Consider the following 18,523-nt stretch of genomic DNA (forward strand, 5'->3'; position numbering starts at 1 on the left):
TGCCATGTGTCCGCTTTTTCAGTAAAAATTTACTCGTCCTTGAGTGTATCCTTCTTACTGGATTCCTTGGGAGAATCTCCAGTAAGCGTCTCTTGCACATTATCCATAATGCCTCCGACGATTGTCTCCAGGTTGTCTGTAGATGCCGGCTTTCCGGGTCTGCTAGCATCAGGAATCTGAACAAAACCGGGGGTTCGTTTGTCTTCGAATTTCTCTTTGTCACTCATGCTTCTCATTCCTTTCCATGCTTCTGAAGTTAGGGTATGTCCATAAGGCCCGTCTTATGTAACGAGTAAACCATATGGGCAGATCTGAACCAGGAATAGAGGGAGCTGAGCTTTTCAATTGAAGAAAACAGGGCTTTATGATTGGGGTCAAATGTAATAAATTGGGGTTAGGCTTTGTTATGCTGGAATTTGGTGATTTCCCGGTCATAATGGGATACACTGCCGTCAAATCTTTTGAGGCGCACGTAGTCTTCGGCAAATTTCTCTACGATTCCGATACCGACCTGGGAATACATCCCGTCAGGATCCAGCTGTAACGCGGACACATAGGTCTGCGACAGTGCGGCGACAAAAAAATCAACATTTTTAACAAGTGTCTGTGGCATGGGGACATTCCTCCGTTCGTTCGCTTTAGCGCGGCCTGCTGCCAAAAGCTTTTTATCTATAATACGACAGCCTTAGCATTTTGAAAACAAGATTTAAATTGCAATATTTGTGAAAGTAACGCTTGGTTTTCAAATGAAGGAGGAAGAAATGGTTGAGCGCTGCAATAAAGACACTTGTCATTTCACTGACCGTTTTGGGACTGCTCCTCGTGCTGACTCCCATAGTTTATGTAAGGGTCGGCACCATTGTCTATGCCCACAGGGTGATAACCTACCTGACTGAAGAAATGGGCTATGCCCGGGATGAAATCGCTTCGGTAAAAGGGGAATGGACCATAAAGGCACCTCCGTTTGCTGTGCGTGTCAGGTTTAGAGATGAGCCTGAGGTAGAGTATACTTATTTTGCACACGACGGGGTGGTACAATTCAGCTGCGAGATTTGCCGGAAAGGCTTGGACCAAGGAGTCACGGAGAAGAATCTGAAGCATTACGTTCCTCTGGATGAATGACAAGAATAGGTGGTAACAGCATGGAAAATAACACCGAACAAGCCAGGGAGCTGTTCACCCGTTATCTGGGTAGCCCTATACAAATGCACCGTGAAGGTGTGCTGCAGCAGTACAAGCAGTTCGAAGTCGGCAAAGAAACAGAACAGCTATGGGCAGAAGATCTGACTGCAGGATATCTGCAGCAGCTGTCGATCCGCGACTGGGAGGCGGTGGCTGCGCTCGAAGCACTTTCCAAGCAATATCCGAATCCTGTAATCGTGGAAAAGACCGTTGCGTTCGCTTCACGTAATCTAATGAGCGCAGACAGTATTGTCAGGCTGCTGTTCGCCGAAAACTTGGTTGGCATTATCCGCTCCCATAAAAAAGTATTGTCCCGCGAGCAACTGTTCAGCGCCTGCCGGGCTGCCGCAGAGCTGCTGCAATCCGTCGCCGGGCAGCCGCTGGTGGCCGATCCAGGCCATGAGCTGGAGCACCTGGGTCTCAAAGATAAACGGGGGCTGAACAGCAGAGCGAAGAGGGGCATCGATGAAGTGGAAGCGTTATTGAACTGAAGAATTTCTGGCAGGTAGGAGCAAATTTTATGGAGGAATGAAGATGAGATTGCTGGTCTCTCAGCCAGTCCACGAAGCTGGTTTGTTGAAGTTGCATGAAGAATTGCGGCAGTGGTCCGCGCATTACGATGCAGTACTCTACCCCGAAGGATATGTGACGGATCAGGACGGTGTTCAGACCCTTCGCACTCTTGCCAGGCAGTACAGCAAGCTGATAATTACCAGCTATAAAGATGAGAATAACAAGGACCGGGCGTTAATGATCGGTCCCGGCGGAGAGATTCTGCTCGAAAGGGCGAAGTCTCCGATGCAAGGGGGGCTGTATGCTCCTTCCGTGGTTGACGCCTTAGGGATTCAGATCGGTTATCTGCTGTGTGTGGAGATTTTGCAGGGTCTGAGCGGGCTTGCGGGGCAAGCCGAATCTCTGGATTTCATAGCCCATCCGATTGGAGTGGGGATGTTCAGTGAGGAACAGTTTGCCTTGTGGACAGAAGAAGCCGCACGAATTGCACTGAGATATAAATGTCCTATCGTCGGAACCAGTCATGCTGATGGCTCATACCGGAACTGTGGAGTGTCTATTCCCATTTCCTACTGTATAGATGCAAACGGCCAACCGCTATACATTTCCAAGGCCGACACAAGAAGCCGCATTGTGGATTTGAAAAGCGGTGGTGTTGTGGTTGCGGGAGCAGACGGGCTGGTAGCGACAGTATGAGGAATCTTGTGGTTGTAGCAACTATCTTGATTGTCCTTGTTCTTGCTGTTGTCTCTTTACGCTCGGTAAGGCGGGATATCCTTTCATCTGGAGTAGTACAGCAGCAGGCAGAGCAGGAGATCAACAGGCTGATAAACATTCCTGAGCATATGGATTTTGATGCAAGACCTGATCATCCAGTGAGCTTCGGCTATAAATGCCAGTGGTATGCGGTTAAAACAACGGATACGGAGGCGGTGGCCCAATCGTTCGGACTAGAAGATCTGCAAACGGCGAATTGGCAGACGGGGATTGCGGGCGCCTATACTGGTTATTATTTTTTCTCACCTCCGGTCAAAGGTTGGACCCTGGTGGTTAATTCTCACATGGCAGATTTGGGTGTGCCTGGTGAGGATAATCCTAGAGAAGTGGTTAAACGGCTAAGCGCCCAATTTGGTAAGGCCTATTACTTTGGAACACATCGTGTTGTCGAATATCATGCTTGGATTAAGGGTATGCAGGGAAAGATAATCCGGGCTTACGGGTATGTAGGAGAATCCGGTGAAACGCTTATGGATGAGGGCGAACTTACGGAAGAAGAGACAGCTAATGATCTAGTATTTTCGGATTCCTTTTCCGGAGGCGGGCGAGTGCCTAATGAAGAGGATGTAATCGAGCTGGCTTCGATGTGGACGGTGTCTCCTTTAATGGAGGAAGAGGACAATGAGACAGGAAACGGGCTGGCTGGGACTGCAAAAGCACATTAATAGTGAATGAAAGAGCTGAAAAGATGAGATAATCACACCAGGTAGACTGAGCCAGAAACAGCACGGGGTCGAAGCATTATATAAGTCTGCAAAGCGAATATGACATAAAGCTGTCCGGTTAGTTGTGTTACGATTTCCTAGCTATATTGAAAAGGAAAATGCGGTAGAGAACCGGCAGGAGGAGACAACAATGGCAGAACCTTTAAAAGCAATGTACAATGAGGGATTTCTGCGAAACTTCGGCTCGAAGGTGCAGAATGTATACAGCGATTTTGACCTTGAGGGTTTTGTCACAACAGCAATGCGGGACCCTTGGGAGACGCTGGAGCTTAAAGGCCGGATGCGGCGGATCACGGAGACGATGGGTGCATTTTTGCCCCTCCGGTATGAGGAAGCCCTCGAAATTCTGTTTGCGATAGATGAAGAATGTGTAGGTTTCCCTTATCTGATCTTCCCCGATTTCGTCGAGGTATATGGAGGCAGTGATGAACACTTTGAGCTATCCATGACAGCGCTGGAGCGCTTTACGCCCAAATCTTCAGCGGAATTCGCCGTTCGTCCATTTCTTCTGCGTGACCCGAAGCGAGTGATGGTGCAGATGCTGCAATGGACGAGGCATCCTAATGAGCATGTACGGCGGCTGTCCAGCGAGGGCAGCCGGCCCCGTCTTCCCTGGGGTCAGGCGCTGCCCATGTTCAAGCGTGACCCGTCACCGGTATTGCCGGTGCTCGAGCAATTGAAGGATGACCCATCATTGTATGTGCGCAAGAGCGTTGCGAACCATTTGAATGACATTGCCAAGGACCATCCCGCGGTCGTGATTGATATCGCACGGCGCTGGAAAGGAGTGAGTGCGCACACGGACTGGATCGTGCGCCACGGCTGCCGTACACTGATCCGCCAAGCGGACCCTGAGATTATGGCCCTCTTTGGATATGCAAGCCAGGAGAACGAGACTCCTCTTGCCGTCAGCGCCTTCCTGTCAGTTGAACCAGCGGAACTGCACATAGGCGACAGCTGTGAGCTGGCGTATGCCCTTGACATCCGTGAGGGAGAAGCGGCCCATATACGAGTAGAATACGGTATTGATTTCGTGAAGGCCGGGGGCAAGACCTCGCGTAAGCTGTTCCTGCTCTCCGACAAAACGGTTCCTGGCGGCACCAGGCTGACTGGCAAAAGGACCCACCGTTGGGCAGATCTGACCACCCGCCGCCACTATGCGGGAGAGCACACTCTAACGCTGTTGGTGAACGGTCGTGAAGCCGCATCTACAGTGCTTTTATTGAAACCGCAAGATCATGGAGATCTACCGAAATGAGTAGGGGGATATGGTTAATCGTGTACACAGAAAAAAAGCGGAGCCCTTAGTAGCAGGGTTCCGCTTTTTCTGGTTTAATCAGTAATGTAAGTTATTCCTTAATATTGCCAGCCATCTTGAGCCGTTTGGCGATTTCCTTGAATTCCTCAGCAGAGATACCCGGTGCGAACTCTTCCTTGGATTCAGGTGCTTCAGAGATAGGTACGCCTTTCGGCACACCCTGAATGACCTCCAGCGGAAGTCCGTCCTCCGGATGGGTGCCTTTCCAGATCTGATCAATGGAGCTGAAGTCCTTGTCGCTCCATGTATACAGCTTGGTGTGCACCCCTTTTTCTTCATATTTGGCCGCCTCACTGAAAGACTTATTGCTGAGGGAGGGGATAGGTACGAGCTTGGTGACATTGACGCCGGTTGCAATCTCCAGAGCTTTGGCATAAGCCACCACATGGACACCGCCGCGAACAAGCAGGAAACCAACGACGGCGCGTGCAGCCGGATGATCGGTCATTTCATAGACCTTCATTTTATGCGTTCTTGCTCCGCACTCCAGGAAGAAGTTGTGCAGCAGGTCTTCCACCAGGTTGCCGCTGTTGAACACATTGGCTCCGGTCCACGGATTGCCCATAGAGTCAAAAGGCATCGCTCCTTGGGCTCCGGCTAGAAAGTGGTAGGACAAACGGGCATCCTTAACAGCATCCAGTGGAGTAGAGTCAGGCTCCTTATAGGAAGTAGAGCCTCTGAGGCATTTATTCACAGCATGTGATACCAGCTCGACATGACCCAGCTCTTCGGCAGTAATACTCATAACCAAGTCGTAGAAAGGCTTCAGTTTGTCTTTGGATCGGAAGTTAAAAGATTGATAAAGATAATTGTTAAGTGTAGACATCTCGCCGAACTTTCCTCCAAGCAGTTCTTGAACGGCGGCAGCGGCATTAGGGTCTGGCTTCTCGACTTCGGGAATCTCGATCATGATCTCATCCATGCGTTTGAACATTGAATAGTCATCCTCCTTAGCGCTACAGCAGAATTTGTAAATCCTACCAGCCTTATCTTAAACGTAATCATCTATTCTTAAACATGGTCTGGTACCGATATGGAAGCTTGATATGCAGCTGCTGATTGTCTTTGGGGGCCAGATTGGCCATTCCAAGCACATAACTTTTGAGACTGCCTGCGGGTGCGTTCTGCCACAGCTTGAAGCCGTCAGAAGTGACCACACCTGGAATGTCAGTCTTAGCTGTACCGGCAAAATGTATTTCATGGAGCCGTCCCACCAGATCCGCCATAACCTGAAGCTCCTCTTCTGAATACTTGTCATAAGCGTCATCCTCCGAGAGCTGAGCATAGATCCGGGTAGAGGAACGCTTGATGAAATTCTGCTTACTGTAGGTGCTAAAGTGCAGCAGATTATTATCCTTGCTGCCTGAAGACGCTGCCCACAGCTCCATATTCAGCTTGAAGGTGCTGTAGTCAAATGTATGATTCACAGAAGAATATTGCAGCATGCCATACTGGTGAGGATACACGGATAAGGCGCTATCTGCGATATCATAAATGCGGGTGCCGCCTCCGCTATTCTCGCTGATGTCCTGTATATGGATATGGCCGCTGAGTGCAATAGCAATACCGTTCTTTTTCAACGCTTCGATCACAGATATATTGTCATTCACAGTGAATCCCTCCTGAATATATTCACTGTGATCCAGCAGGCTGTGGTGCATGACCGCTACAATCTGTGCCCTGCTACCTTCCGCCAACCTCCCGCATTTACCTATCCACTGCAATGTGGTGGAGGATACTTTTCCATCGAGCTGGGGGTGCCCAAGCTCTTTGTTATTGGCATACCGGCTGGTGTCAAGCATAAGCAGCCAGAGATCATCAGAGGGGGCTGCCAGGTAACTCAGGGAGTCTTTATCTTCCAGCAAGGCTTCACCGTATCCGAAGGAGTGGTAGAGGCTGCGGAATTCCTTCGGATTGACATCATCCACATGGATTTGACGGTTGCCCTTGAATTTGCGTGCCCAAGGATTTCGAATGTCATGATTTCCGGGAATAACATATACCTGTATTCCGGTGTTCTGTTCTATGGTATTCAGATGTTTTGCCAAATCCAGATGACTCCGCTTCTCCCCGTTATTGGTAAGATCTCCGCTAATAACAAGCACATCCGGCTTCCTCATTGCAATATCATTGCCAAGTGCACTAATTAGTTCTTCGCTATAGCCTAACTGCTTGCCGTCTCCGGCGGCGAGGAATTGATTGAAGGCCGGGCCATAGTCGGTCAGGCTCTTGGACAGGTAGTGTGTATCTGTGGTCGTCATAATCGTCAGATTCTGACCCGATTGAATCCGGTACTGTGGCAGCTTAGTCTCCAGTCCACTGCATGAAGCCAGAACGAGAAGAACAGGAACAAGCACCAACCCTCGGAATGAAATGTGCATGATAGCCTCTTTTCTCCATAAGCAGTAAAGAGGTGCTTCTCCGGGCATCAAGCCTTTAGAGAAACACCTTAGAAGGAACCCTATTATTATTTTTGTACTTCGGTTACACCCGTTACTTTTCCCTGGTCCGATGCACTGTAGGTGGCCTGGTATTTTTCATCGGAGAAATAGACATTGCCTTCGATTGTTGCATTCACGACACTGAAGCCGTTAGCTTCTACATATACGTCTCCCACAAAGGTGCCGCCCTGAATGCGGGCATTCTCGCTTTTAATGGTGATTTTGGGAGCTGTCAGGGTAAAAGAGTTGGTGATGTTATGATCCGCATCCTGTGTGTACAGTGCGATCTTGCGTGCAGGTTTATCTTTGTTGATGAATTGGCCGTCGACGACGAGAGCCTCTGTGAAGGTGAGATCCTTAAGAGTTGCGGCAATCCAGGTGCCGTCCTTGCTGATCGCTTTTTTGAAATCTTCTCCGTTGTCTACGACGGAAGCTGAAGTCACAGCATCTGGAGCGGCAGTGGCGGTGCTGGCGGTTCCGTTGTTAGCTGGCGTATTAGTGCCAGCCTTATTATTGTTGTCTGATGAATTTCCGCATCCGACAAGCAAGGTCAGAACGAATACCGCCGCTAAGGCTGCTAGCTTTTTCATGTGAATATCCTCCTTGGGTATTGAGTTAGGGTATAATATTTACCGAACGTTCTATAAATGGTAGAATTGGCGCAGAAAGGAGCCTGATGATGGCCAGAAGCAAAGAGTTTGATGTAGATAACGTGCTGGGCAAGGCGATGAACGTATTTTGGCAACAGGGATATGAGAAGACCTCCATGCAGGATTTGGTTACCGGTATGGGTATTCATAAGCGGAGCATGTACGACACTTTTGGAGATAAGCACACTTTATATATAAAAGCGATGGAACGGTTTGCAGATATGACCACCAGCAAGATGGAGGGGCGCGTTGAAGGGGTGGACTCCGCCAAGGAAGCCATCCGGTTATTGTTTGAAGCAATTATCCATAAGCAGGAGTCAGAGCCTGCAGGCTGCCTGCTGGTGAATACAGCGGTTGAACTGGCCAATCATGATCCTGCGGCAACCTCCAAAGTGAATGAGGCTTTTCTGCACACGGAACAGCTTTTTGAACGTTTGGTAGTGAAAGGGCAGACAAACGGTGAAATCTCCGGACGTCATCAAGCGGCAGATCTGGCTGTATTCCTGCATAACGCACTGGTGGGTCTCCGGGTAATGGTCAAAACCACAACGGATAAGAGAAAGCTGCAGAGCATTGTTGACACCACGCTTGCGCTACTGGATTAATTACCATGGGGATATTATGAACCCATAGCCGGTATATTATCCACAGATGTACCGGAGGTAGCCGTTTTATTTTTTAACTTCAAACTCGCCGCAGTTTGGATTACAATATTATTTTGAATTGTAAAGCGGCAGAAAGGGGCCAGGTTCAATGGCTAAGCAGAAATATTATGTGGTATGGGAAGGCAAGCAGCCGGGAGTGTACGGGACATGGGCAGAATGCCAGGCACAAACGGATCATTATACGGGAGCAAAGTATAAATCCTACGAATCCAGAGCTGAGGCGGACGCCGCCTACAAGGCAGGCTGGAAAGGGAATTGGGGAACCGGGGCTTCAGCTTCGGCTGCAGGGAAGAGCAAATCCGCAAATGCATTTAAGCGCAGCATCACTGCTGCTGAGACTTCGGCGGAGATTGATTATGACAGTATTTCCGTGGATGTGGGAACCCGGGGCAACCCCGGACCTGTAGAATATAAAGGGGTGGACACACAGACCGGTGAACTCATTTTTTCCTGCGGACCGATCAAGAAAGGCACCAATAATCTAGGTGAGTTTCTGGCGATCGTCCACGCGCTGGCTCTGCTGAAGAAGGAAGGGAGCAGCCGCACGATTTACAGTGATTCCATGAATGCGATGAAGTGGGTCAAGCAAAAGAAGGTCGCCACCACGCTGCCGCGCGATGCTTCTACAGAGGAAATTTGGACTCTGATTGACCGCGCGGAACGCTGGCTGCAGACGAATACATACAAGAACAAGGTGCTCAAGTGGCAGACCAAGGAGTGGGGCGAGATCAAGGCGGATTACAGGCGCAAATAAACTGCCGGAATCCAGCTATATTTTGGGTAATATCAGGTAATGAATGAAATACACGTATGGGAGCGGGTGGAACATCATGTTTGGCAACGATTGGGATGAGATCCTGCAGGACGAGATACAGAAGCCTTATTTTCAGGAGCTGCGCCACACACTGGCACAAGAATACAAAGTGGAGACAGTATATCCGCCTCAGGATGAATTGTTCTCGGCGCTAAAGCTGACGCCTTACAGTAGGACAAGGGTTGTAATTCTGGGGCAGGACCCCTATCACGGAGCGGGACAAGCACATGGACTAAGTTTCTCGGTCAAACCAGGGGTCAGGATACCGCCTTCCTTGCGTAATATTTACACTGAACTGCACAATGATATGGGTGTGCCCGTTCCGAACCACGGCTCGCTCTTGCACTGGGCGGAAGCCGGTGTTCTGATGCTGAACGCTGTACTTACGGTTCGGGAAGGAGAGCCTAATTCTCATAAAGGGCTCGGCTGGGAGACCTTTACCGATGCCATTATGAAGAAGCTGAACGAACGGAAGGAACCGATGGTCTTTATCCTCTGGGGCAGTTATGCCCAGCAAAAAGGAACCCACATCGATCCCGGCCGCCACCTTGTGATTAAGTCCCCGCATCCGAGTCCCTTCTCAGCACATCGGGGTTTTCTGGGCAGCCATCCCTTTTCGCAGGCGAACCAGTATCTGGAGTCGAAAGGCTTACAGGGAATTGATTGGTCCATACCGAATATATAGATAACTTGGATACAGCGAAGGGGGTGGAGCCATGAAGCATTGGGTAGGCAGACCGGTTATTATGTATTGTGGTGAAGAACCCCATACGATCATGAAGGGTGTTTTACGTAGATGGGACCCGGCAGCTTCCGTGGCCGTCATTGGCCATCAGGAAATTGCGGTGCCTTTTCGCGACATTGTGTACATCAAGGCTCTGGCCCCCAAAGAGAGAGCCTTGGCCCCAACGCTGCATGTAGTAGGCTATGTTATGAGAGAACGCCAGCAATTCGACAATGCAGTCTACTTCAAATCAGCGGTTACCGTCTGGAAGGGCGATCAGCTGATTGCTTACAATACAACAATTGTTTCCCATACCAAGGGCTCGGTCACGCTTGCGGATGGGCAGAATCTGCCAAAAGGCAGCTATGTTTTTGTTGTGCGTTCACTCCGGGGGTGAAGGGTTACGGCAGTTTTCTTCATTCTTAAAACCACAAAAAGTGAGCAAAGCAGCGATTCTCCTGTATTGGAGGAACGCTGCTTTGTGTTTTGGTCCCCAGTGGCTTGTGTAGCATGTAGCTGTTCTTCAAAAAAATAAAGGGTTAGATCAAATATAAGATCATTTCGGAGGGCAAGTGATTTATCGCATTATGGAAATGATTGATGGTTATGGTCAGTTGAACTTTGAAGTGGATTTGATTGATCAAGAGACTAAGCAGTCTTTACGAGATGGAATACAATTACACGATAAGTTTATGGATCATTTATACAAACTCCAATAAGGGACGTCCCAGCCATTTCATGGCTTATGAGACGTCCCTTTTTTAATGATGTGATCCCATTGTTGCTTAGGTCACAGCTGCTCTTCTTTGGTGATGACAACATCTTCGACCCGTTCAGCGATGATAATCTCGTAGATCCGCAGGAAAATGATTTTGAGGATCATATATACAGGTAGTGCGATCAACACACCAATAATGCCATAAAAATCGCCCCCGACCAGAACCAGAATTACAGTGGTCAAGGGATGCACATCCAGTGATTTACCGTAAATAATGGGAGACAGCACATTATCCTGGATCTGTTGGGCTACTACAATAATCACCAGCGACCAGATGGCCATCGTCGGAGATTCGATGAAGCCTACAATCACAACCGGAACCGCAGCCAGCAGAGAGCCGACATACGGAATGAAGTTAAGCGGGATGGAGATGATGGCAAGCAGCAGGGAGTAAGGAAGCCCAATAATAAGGAATCCTATGTAGAGCAAAGCTCCCAGGATCACGTTCAGCAGCACTCGTGTAACGATGAATCCGCTCAGTGCACTGTCAATATCCATCAGCATATCCTGTCCTTCCTTACGGAACTTTCTGGGTGACAGACTAAGCAGAATCGGCGAGAGTTTGTGGCCATCCTTCAGCATGTAATAGAGAATAATCGGCAAAGTAGCAATCACGACAACGATGCTAGACACGACACCAATCAGATTGGTCATCGAATTGCTAACCCAGGTAATGGCATCGTTTAAATATTCCGAGAGCCTTGCTGACACATCAGCATCCCCCTTGAAGAAACGGGAGAAAGTGGGGTCGTTCTGCAGCTTGGTGAACTGATCCTGCAGGCCCTGCACCAGATAAGGTGTATTGTCGATGAAATTCTGGATCTGCTCCCGCAGAGTTGGCCAGACCAGCGCCAAGAAAAGAACAAACAGACCAGCGAAAGCGACATAGATGAGCAGTATGGAGAGCATGCGGTTCAGCTTCTTGCTCTCCAGGAAATTGACTAACGGACGCAGCAGATAATACATGAAGCCGGACAGCATCATCGGCACAAGTAGAAGGTTGAAGATCGCTATCAGCGGTGAGATGAGAAAAAAGACTTTAGAGCCCAGATACAGTATTGTCAAGAATGCAATAATAGCCAGGCATGTTCTGAAATATTTGCTTTGTAGCAAGGAAGCACCCCCCTAATTCTCTCGATTATAGCATTTATGTATCGATTCTATCTTTATAACCGAATTAAGAGGGATTGATTCAGGTAGCGGCAGGTGTAAATCTGAGCCGGGGTTTAGGGACCGAATGCAGCGGTTAATATCGCATTAACAGGAGGGATGATAGTGACGAAACTGGTTCTGGGGATTTTTGAACATCAAAGTGATGCCATCCTGGCTATTGAGGACGTGTGTGCACATGGAATCAAGTCGAAACAGGTCTCGGCTGTAACGAAACAGAAGAATACGCTGGAGATCATCAGCCACGATACTGGGATTGGCCGGACAGAAGCCGGCGAGGGGAATGGAGGGTTATTCGGAACGGCTGTAGAGCTCGGTGTAGGTCTTGATCTAGTGAATGATAGTGCTGTAGCAGCAGGGCCTGCAGCCCGTAAATTGGCGGGGGCGGATCTGGATGGGGATGGTCTTGACATCAGTCTCATCAGTATCGGAATTCCAATGGAAGATGCGAGACTCTATGCAAAGCATGCTGATAAGGAACATGTTATTGTTATCGTGGCTCTGGAGGAAGAACAGAGTCAGCAGGAGGTGAGCTCCTTGTTTGAGCAGCATCACTCCATTCCTCTAAATACTCTATAGGAAAACATGGGCAATTATATAATAGTTCAACGCGGTGAACGGTTTTTTCGTTTCGCCGCTTTTTTTTTCCTGGATTGCACGAACAGAATGGGATTGATAGCGGCCTGGCCGCCTGTTTCTTTGGCTGCCTGTTTGGCTTTTACAAGAGATAAAAAGGCGAAAACATCCCCTAATGCCGTTAGTCCCGCTGCAATAATGGCATAGTCTTCCGCATCCAATTCTTCAGCTTCGATAGGGGTATCCTTGTTGCCCGGGGCAGTATTTCCGCTATTACCGCCATTCGCGTTGTCCCCGTATCCAAAGTAAATGTTATTAGCCATCTCCTGTTCACCTGCTTTTTTCCATGTGTAATATAAAATATGTAAAAATGTGCCGAGTTGAAATAGGCAATCAGGTCGATATTTAGAAGGCCTATTTGACAAAAGGATTGCTTGCTCTAAATGAGCAAAATCGAGCACCTGTTATTTTTAGCTTTCATTCCATTTTTCCTCTTTGAAAAACGTATATCTACGCTATTCAAAGGAAAAAATAAAGGGAAGAAAAAAGCTTTACTATGAATGAAAACGCTGTTATACTCATAAATGAGCAGAAACAATCACAAACAGTCAACAATGAAATGCGATTTGCTCATTTTGGCCCAGTGCTAATACGTATAAAAAACACATTGTTTCATCATTAATTTGCCGCAGTTCACAAGGAGTGAGCGCCCATGTATGAAGAGGAACGCAAAAGAATAATTCTTCAGTTTGTGGAAAGGAATACCCGGGCTTCAGTCCAGGAGCTTAGCCAAGAACTGGAAGTATCAGAATCCACGGTACGCCGGGATTTGAAAGAGCTTGAAGAATCCCGGCTGCTGAAACGCACGCATGGGGGAGCCGTTTCGCTGCAAAGTGTCAATTTTGAAGCTGCCGTTCCTTACAAGGCAGACCGGTTTCTTGATGAGAAGCAACGAATCGCACAAAAGGCTGTAGAAATGATTCAAGATGGAGATGCTATCCTGCTGGACGGCGGAACAACAACACTGCAAATTGCTAAAGCACTGAGAGCGTTCACGAACCTTAAGGTCATCACCAATTCCATGATCGCCCTGAATGAGTTGAAGGATTGCCACAATATCGAAGTTTCGATTACAGGAGGACTGCTTCGGCAGGATACCTTGGCATTTGTAGGGCCGATGACCGAACGTTCACTGGAAATGGTGCGTGTAGATAAAGCGTTTCTGGGTACGAACGGATTGGATTTACGTGAAGGCATCACCACTCCGAACATGCTGGAAGCTGCAACCAAGCGCAAAATGATCTCTGTGGCCAAACAAGTCATTCTACTGGCTGACCACAGCAAAATAGGGCAGGTTTCCTTCTGTAAGGTAGCTGACCTGCGGGAGATGGATCACTGCATTCTGGATAGAGAGACCCCTGAAGGCTTCATTCGCGGGCTGAAAGGCTTGGACCTTGACTACACCTTGGTGTAAGGACAAGAAAACCATAATAAAGAGGGATAAACATGATCTATACTGTGACGCTTAATCCTTCCATTGACTATATCGTGGAAGTTAAAGACTTGAAGCTTGGCAGTCTGAACCGGATGACACGCGACCTCAAGCTCCCGGGAGGAAAAGGCATCAATGTTTCCCGTGTGCTGAACACACTGGAGGTACCTAACACGGCGACCGGTTTTCTGGGGGGATTTACGGGGAGATACATCGAGCAGTGGCTGGGTGAAGAGGACATCTCAAGTGATTTTGTAACGGTAAATGATGATACCCGGATTAATATCAAGCTCAAAGCCGGGGAAGAGACAGAGATTAACGGAACCGGACCTGCGATCCGGGATAATGAGGCGGAGGCGCTGCTGGTTAAGCTGGAGGCGCTACAAGCAGGTGACATTCTGGTTTTATCGGGCAGTGTGCCACCATCACTGGGAGGAGCCTTTTACAGCAGACTGATTGCAATATGCAAGCATAAAAAGGCTGAGTTTGTCATCGATACGACAGGTCAGGCACTAAAAGATGCGCTTGCGCTGGAACCGCTTCTTGTGAAGCCTAACCATCATGAACTGGCCGAATTGTTCGGAGTCCGAATTCACACTAGAGAAGAGATTATCACTTATGGCCGCAGATTGATGGAATCGGGAGCACGTTATGTTCTGGTCTCCATGGCGGGTGAAGGGGCACTTTTTATCTCGGACCAAGGCGTATTCTTTGCCAATGCACCTAAGGGCAAGGTGAAGAACTCCGTAGGGGCAGGAGATTCGATGATTGCCGGATTTGTGGGAACTTTATATATGACGGGAGATATACTGGAGGCTTTTCGTACTGGCGTGGCCTGTGGCAGTGCGACGGCATTCTCTGATGATCTGGCAGAGAGAGCACTCATTGAGGAGCTTCGCACACAGATTGTAATTGAACAGGTATAAACCAAGCAGCACACATGTGATTAAGGGAGTGGATTGTAATGAAAATTTCGGATCTGATGATAAAAGACACGATGATCATGAACCTTCAGGCGGTATCCAAGGAAGCGGCTATTGATGAATTGATCGCCAGCCTTGCAGCCAGCGGACGGATTAATGATCCCGTATTATTTAAGGAAAAGATACTGGCTCGTGAAGCACAGTCCAGCACGGGAATTGGCGGGGGAATCGCCATGCCTCATGCCAAGACCAAAGCAGTCAATGAAGCTACTGTTGTGTTCGCAAAAAGCACTGCGGGTGTAGACTTTGCCTCTTTGGACGAAGAGCCTGCGAAGCTGTTCTTCATGATTGCTGCTCCAGAGGGAGCTGGGAATATGCACCTGCGTACACTGGCTGCACTGTCCAGGCTGCTCATTGAAAGCGAATTCATTGATGCGCTGATGAATGCACGGACGCCTGACGAAGTAGTTGCCCTATTCGATGCCAAGCAAGCCGAAGCCGAAGCTGAGGCGCAGGCAAATGAAGTAGCTGATACTGGCGGTAGCCCAAAAAAGGCTACAGAAAGTTTAATTGTAGGCAACCCGAATTCGCAAAGCTTTGTAGTTGCGGTTACCGCTTGTCCTACAGGGATTGCGCATACCTATATGGCGGAAGATGCCCTGAAGAAAAAAGCCAAAGAAATGGGCGTAAATATCCGGGTGGAGACGAATGGTTCCGAAGGGGCCCAGAATGTGCTGACTCCGGACGAGATCGCCCGGGCCAGCGGTGTAATTATTGCCGCCGACAAAAATGTAGAAATGGCGCGCTTCGCCGGGAAGCCAGTGCTCCAACGGCCGGTGAGTGACGGTATTCGCAAGCCCGAAGAACTGATCACCAAAGCTTTAAAGGGAGAAGCTCCAATCTATCGAAGCGAGGGACGGAGCGGAGATGAGGCTCCGGCCATGAAATCCGGCAGCATCGGAAGCAGAATCTATAAGGATCTGATGAACGGCATCTCACATATGCTGCCATTCGTAGTCGGCGGCGGTATTCTGCTCGCGATCTCGTTCCTGTTCGAGCAGGTGGCAAGTGTGGATAATCCGATTGTCAAACTGCTGCAGACCATTGGCGGCGGGGACGGAGCCTTCCATTTCCTGATTCCAATTCTAGCCGGCTTCATCGCACTCAGCATTGGTGACCGTCCTGCCTTGATGCCGGGTATGGTCGGCGGATATATGGCCCTCAATTCTAACGCCGGTTTCCTTGGCGGTCTGGCTGCCGGTTTCCTGGCCGGTTATGTGGTTATTATTCTCCGCAAAGCTTTTGCCGGGCTGCCCAAGACGCTTGATGGATTGAAGCCGATTCTGCTCTACCCGGTGTTCAGTCTGCTGATTACCGGCGGAATAATGTTCTATCTGTTCGATCCGGTATTCAGCTGGCTAAATGAAGGTCTGATCAGCGGACTTAACAACCTGGGAACAGGGAATGCAGTTCTGCTGGGTCTGGTACTCGGGGGCATGATGGCCATTGACATGGGTGGACCGTTCAACAAAGCTGCTTACACATTTGCCATTGGAGTATTTACCTCCAGCGGCAACACCAACGGATTGATGATGGCGGCAGTTATGGCCGGAGGGATGGTACCTCCACTGGCTATCGCCCTTGCCACTACTTTCTTCAAAAATAAATTTACCGAAACAGAACGTAAATCCGGTCTCACGAACTATGTGCTGGGTCTGTCATTCATTACGGAAGGCGCCATTCCCTTTGCTGCAGCCGATCCGATGCGTGTACTGACCTCCTGTATCGCAGGTTCAGCCGTTGCCGGGGGTCTGACCCAGTTGTGGAATATCAACGTTCCTGCACCACATGGCGGTATTTTCGTAGCCGCACTGTCCAGCAACGCCTTGCTGTTTATCCTGGCCGTCCTGATCGGCTCTGTGATCTCAGGTTTGACGCTTGGCCTGTGGAAGAAGCCACTGAAGAACGGCTGAGCATAGCATAATTCATACGAGGCTGCCCGTAGTCATTAGCTACTGGGCAGCCTCTTCGCCGTGCAGTCAGGTGAGATTCAACAGTTTACACTTTGCTCCCGGACGGATTTGACCTACCCTCTTGCAAGATGTTAGGGTGAATTAAAGGGCTGGAACTCGCTGGGTCCATGATTACTTGAACAAATAGTATCCGTTCTGCGATTTTGGACAGGCTTTCTTTGCAATTTGTAGAATAGAGTCATACATACTGGGAATATAAAGGAGAGAGCGGAATGATTTTGCATAAAGGAGAGGTCTTGTTCCGCCAAGGGGATCCCTGCGTGAATCTGTTTCAGGTGAAGAGCGGAATCTTTAAGGTAACCCGGCTGCATGAGAATGGGAACGTTGTATTATTCAATCTTTTGTACCCTGGGGAAACGGTCCCCCATCATTCACTCATTTCACCGAAGGAGGCGCATGGAACGGCTGTAGCGATGATGAAAAGCGAAGTCGAGCTGATTCCAGCGGCGGAATGGTACCGCGAGCTGCGTGAGAATCCGGACAAAGTCATGGAAATTGCCTTGCTGCTGCAAGAAAAGGTGCGTTTCATGCAGACCCGCCTGGATCACCTTACGGTAGGCACTCCGGGAGAGCGGCTTGCGCTGCTGTCACGATGGCTTCGCGAGTATTCACACGGCGCAGCACTAACAGATTTATTAACACAGGAGGAGATAGGCCAGCTGATCGGGGTAAGGCGTGAGACGGTAAACCGTCTGCTCCGTAGCCCGGACTGACACAGATTTTACAAAGAGCTGGATGCTTTTTAATGGAAATGTGTTTAGAGAAGCCCCTCCGCGTGGTATAATCTATTCAGAACACATCAAATTAGAGAAAGGATCAGGATACCATGTGTCCCCGAAGGACGATTCCCCAAAGGACGATTTGGAAACGTTATGATCTGTCTTATACTTAGCTTCCCTGTAGAAAGTGCGCGTACCGTTGTTATTTGACGAAACCGCCTCTACGAGGGAAGGGAGTATTGTATGCGAAGGAGCAACACCTCCTCCGGTCAGACCCATCGTAGAGGCTTGGAATACGTCTAAGCCGCCATCTACAATAAGGGGAGACCTGTATGAGGAAACAAGACAGTGGCATGGCATTGCCGCTTCGACTAACTGTTATTTTGTCCGGAACATTATTGCTTGCATTTACTTATTATCACATCAATTATCAGAACCATTTGACCGAGGGTGGTTTCGTAGGATTATCTCTGCTCGGCAAATATGTATTAGGCATCTCGCCATCTTTGTCTATTCTAGTCTTAGACATACCAGTACTCTTAATCGCAATGATCTTCAAGGGAAGAACGTTCGTATGCAACACTTTCATCTCTGTGGGAGCCTTTACGGTATTTTACAGTCTGATGGAACGTTATTCCGGATGGGTAATCAACTTGCAGGATAACTTGCCGGTTGCGGCATTGTTGTCCGGTGTACTGACAGGTCTAGGAGCGGGAATGGTCCTGCGCGGCGGCGGGGCAAGCGGTGGTGACGATATTTTGTCGCTGCTGATCAGTGAATGGAAGGGAATTAAGGTAGGAACCGTATTTATCCTGATGGATGTTATCGTTCTGGCATTATCGCTTTTCTACATGCCTCTCAAGGAAACGCTGTACACCGTAATGGCTGTAGTCGTTGCAGGCTACGTAATTACGTTTACAACCTCACTTGGCAGACCTAAGCTGAGCAAAGCACCGAAAATTCAACCCGCACTAAGCAAGCCGCATGATGGTACAGTAATGTGAAGAGTCTCCAATTGCCCCC

The 18,523-nt window shown here is 49.0% G+C and carries 22 protein-coding genes; 15 read left to right on the plus strand and 7 right to left on the minus strand.

Annotated features, from left to right (window positions below; genetic code table 11):
- Positions 1 to 29 precede the first annotated feature (29 nt).
- Together AC0MA3_RS05195 and AC0MA3_RS05200 are read right to left on the minus strand one after the other, a co-directional pair.
- On the minus strand, positions 30 to 227 hold the full coding sequence (locus AC0MA3_RS05195; RefSeq protein WP_379161700.1) for a hypothetical protein: 198 nt from the start codon (positions 225 to 227) through the stop codon (positions 30 to 32).
- 167 nt (positions 228 to 394) lie between these two features.
- Positions 395 to 613 carry a hypothetical protein gene (locus AC0MA3_RS05200; protein ID WP_020428986.1) on the minus strand — a complete coding sequence of 73 codons (219 nt, stop codon included), beginning with the start codon at positions 611 to 613 and terminating at the stop codon, positions 395 to 397.
- Positions 614 to 765: 152 nt separating this feature from the next.
- On the opposite strand from AC0MA3_RS05200, the gene AC0MA3_RS05205 reads away from it, so the two are divergent.
- From AC0MA3_RS05205 to AC0MA3_RS05225, 5 genes are all read left to right on the plus strand, one after another.
- Positions 766 to 1,122 (plus strand): DUF3139 domain-containing protein, encoded by a 357-nt coding sequence (locus tag AC0MA3_RS05205; protein WP_379161703.1) that lies wholly within the window; start codon positions 766 to 768, stop codon positions 1,120 to 1,122.
- Positions 1,123 to 1,142: 20 nt separating this feature from the next.
- On the plus strand, positions 1,143 to 1,673 hold the full coding sequence (locus AC0MA3_RS05210; RefSeq protein ID WP_379161706.1) for a hypothetical protein: 531 nt from the start codon (positions 1,143 to 1,145) through the stop codon (positions 1,671 to 1,673).
- A gap of 43 nt (positions 1,674 to 1,716) precedes the next feature.
- A complete protein-coding gene (locus tag AC0MA3_RS05215) occupies positions 1,717 to 2,391 on the plus strand; it encodes a hypothetical protein (protein ID WP_379161709.1) in 675 nt (224 codons plus the stop codon).
- 8 nt (positions 2,392 to 2,399) lie between these two features.
- Positions 2,400 to 3,137: a hypothetical protein gene (locus AC0MA3_RS05220; protein WP_474655412.1), complete on the plus strand. Its 738-nt coding sequence runs from the start codon at positions 2,400 to 2,402 to the stop codon at positions 3,135 to 3,137.
- Positions 3,138 to 3,327: 190 nt separating this feature from the next.
- Positions 3,328 to 4,455 carry a DNA alkylation repair protein gene (locus AC0MA3_RS05225; RefSeq protein WP_474655413.1) on the plus strand — a complete coding sequence of 376 codons (1,128 nt, stop codon included), beginning with the start codon at positions 3,328 to 3,330 and terminating at the stop codon, positions 4,453 to 4,455.
- 91 nt (positions 4,456 to 4,546) lie between these two features.
- Here the strand turns inward: AC0MA3_RS05225 and AC0MA3_RS05230 are convergent, their stop codons facing one another.
- The 3 genes from AC0MA3_RS05230 to AC0MA3_RS05240 form a co-directional block, all read right to left on the minus strand.
- The gene (locus AC0MA3_RS05230; protein ID WP_474655414.1) at positions 4,547 to 5,449 is read right to left on the minus strand and encodes a manganese catalase family protein; all 903 of its coding nucleotides are present in this window, start codon (positions 5,447 to 5,449) and stop codon (positions 4,547 to 4,549) included.
- A gap of 67 nt (positions 5,450 to 5,516) precedes the next feature.
- The gene (locus AC0MA3_RS05235; protein ID WP_379161720.1) at positions 5,517 to 6,896 is read right to left on the minus strand and encodes a metallophosphoesterase; all 1,380 of its coding nucleotides are present in this window, start codon (positions 6,894 to 6,896) and stop codon (positions 5,517 to 5,519) included.
- 86 nt (positions 6,897 to 6,982) lie between these two features.
- Positions 6,983 to 7,546: a hypothetical protein gene (locus tag AC0MA3_RS05240; protein WP_379161723.1), complete on the minus strand. Its 564-nt coding sequence runs from the start codon at positions 7,544 to 7,546 to the stop codon at positions 6,983 to 6,985.
- 89 nt (positions 7,547 to 7,635) lie between these two features.
- Here AC0MA3_RS05240 and AC0MA3_RS05245 point away from each other — a divergent pair, with 89 nt between their 5' ends.
- The 4 genes from AC0MA3_RS05245 to AC0MA3_RS05260 all read left to right on the plus strand — a co-directional run bounded on the left by AC0MA3_RS05245 (position 7,636) and on the right by AC0MA3_RS05260 (position 10,206).
- The gene (locus AC0MA3_RS05245) at positions 7,636 to 8,211 is read left to right on the plus strand and encodes a TetR/AcrR family transcriptional regulator (RefSeq protein WP_379161726.1); all 576 of its coding nucleotides are present in this window, start codon (positions 7,636 to 7,638) and stop codon (positions 8,209 to 8,211) included.
- Positions 8,212 to 8,359: 148 nt separating this feature from the next.
- Positions 8,360 to 9,025 carry a ribonuclease H gene (gene rnhA, locus AC0MA3_RS05250; protein ID WP_379161729.1) on the plus strand — a complete coding sequence of 222 codons (666 nt, stop codon included), beginning with the start codon at positions 8,360 to 8,362 and terminating at the stop codon, positions 9,023 to 9,025.
- Positions 9,026 to 9,101: 76 nt separating this feature from the next.
- On the plus strand, positions 9,102 to 9,770 hold the full coding sequence (gene ung, locus AC0MA3_RS05255) for a uracil-DNA glycosylase (protein ID WP_379161732.1): 669 nt from the start codon (positions 9,102 to 9,104) through the stop codon (positions 9,768 to 9,770).
- Between the two features lie 31 nt (positions 9,771 to 9,801).
- Positions 9,802 to 10,206, plus strand: a complete 405-nt coding sequence (locus tag AC0MA3_RS05260; protein WP_379161735.1) for a hypothetical protein — start codon at positions 9,802 to 9,804, stop codon at positions 10,204 to 10,206.
- A 393-nt stretch (positions 10,207 to 10,599) separates the two neighbouring features.
- Here AC0MA3_RS05260 and AC0MA3_RS05265 read toward each other — a convergent pair whose 3' ends face one another.
- Positions 10,600 to 11,700, minus strand: coding sequence for an AI-2E family transporter (locus AC0MA3_RS05265; RefSeq protein ID WP_379161738.1), 1,101 nt, complete (start codon positions 11,698 to 11,700; stop codon positions 10,600 to 10,602).
- Positions 11,701 to 11,862: 162 nt separating this feature from the next.
- Here AC0MA3_RS05265 and AC0MA3_RS05270 point away from each other — a divergent pair, with 162 nt between their 5' ends.
- On the plus strand, positions 11,863 to 12,336 hold the full coding sequence (locus AC0MA3_RS05270; RefSeq protein ID WP_379161742.1) for a general stress protein: 474 nt from the start codon (positions 11,863 to 11,865) through the stop codon (positions 12,334 to 12,336).
- 26 nt (positions 12,337 to 12,362) lie between these two features.
- Here AC0MA3_RS05270 and AC0MA3_RS05275 read toward each other — a convergent pair whose 3' ends face one another.
- Positions 12,363 to 12,656: a hypothetical protein gene (locus tag AC0MA3_RS05275; RefSeq protein WP_379161745.1), complete on the minus strand. Its 294-nt coding sequence runs from the start codon at positions 12,654 to 12,656 to the stop codon at positions 12,363 to 12,365.
- A 389-nt stretch (positions 12,657 to 13,045) separates the two neighbouring features.
- Here AC0MA3_RS05275 and AC0MA3_RS05280 point away from each other — a divergent pair, with 389 nt between their 5' ends.
- The 5 genes from AC0MA3_RS05280 to AC0MA3_RS05300 all read left to right on the plus strand — a co-directional run bounded on the left by AC0MA3_RS05280 (position 13,046) and on the right by AC0MA3_RS05300 (position 18,504).
- Positions 13,046 to 13,807, plus strand: a complete 762-nt coding sequence (locus AC0MA3_RS05280; RefSeq protein WP_379161749.1) for a DeoR/GlpR family DNA-binding transcription regulator — start codon at positions 13,046 to 13,048, stop codon at positions 13,805 to 13,807.
- Positions 13,808 to 13,839: 32 nt separating this feature from the next.
- Complete coding sequence (gene pfkB, locus AC0MA3_RS05285) at positions 13,840 to 14,751, plus strand: 1-phosphofructokinase (protein WP_474655415.1); 912 nt, start codon at positions 13,840 to 13,842, stop codon at positions 14,749 to 14,751.
- 38 nt (positions 14,752 to 14,789) lie between these two features.
- The gene (locus AC0MA3_RS05290) at positions 14,790 to 16,721 is read left to right on the plus strand and encodes a PTS fructose transporter subunit IIABC (protein WP_379161756.1); all 1,932 of its coding nucleotides are present in this window, start codon (positions 14,790 to 14,792) and stop codon (positions 16,719 to 16,721) included.
- A gap of 272 nt (positions 16,722 to 16,993) precedes the next feature.
- Positions 16,994 to 17,494 (plus strand): Crp/Fnr family transcriptional regulator, encoded by a 501-nt coding sequence (locus tag AC0MA3_RS05295; protein ID WP_379161759.1) that lies wholly within the window; start codon positions 16,994 to 16,996, stop codon positions 17,492 to 17,494.
- 338 nt (positions 17,495 to 17,832) lie between these two features.
- Positions 17,833 to 18,504: a YitT family protein gene (locus AC0MA3_RS05300; protein WP_379161762.1), complete on the plus strand. Its 672-nt coding sequence runs from the start codon at positions 17,833 to 17,835 to the stop codon at positions 18,502 to 18,504.
- The last annotated feature ends 19 nt before the right edge of the window (positions 18,505 to 18,523 follow it).

It is taken from the genome of Paenibacillus sp. LS-5 (genome assembly GCF_056121505.1).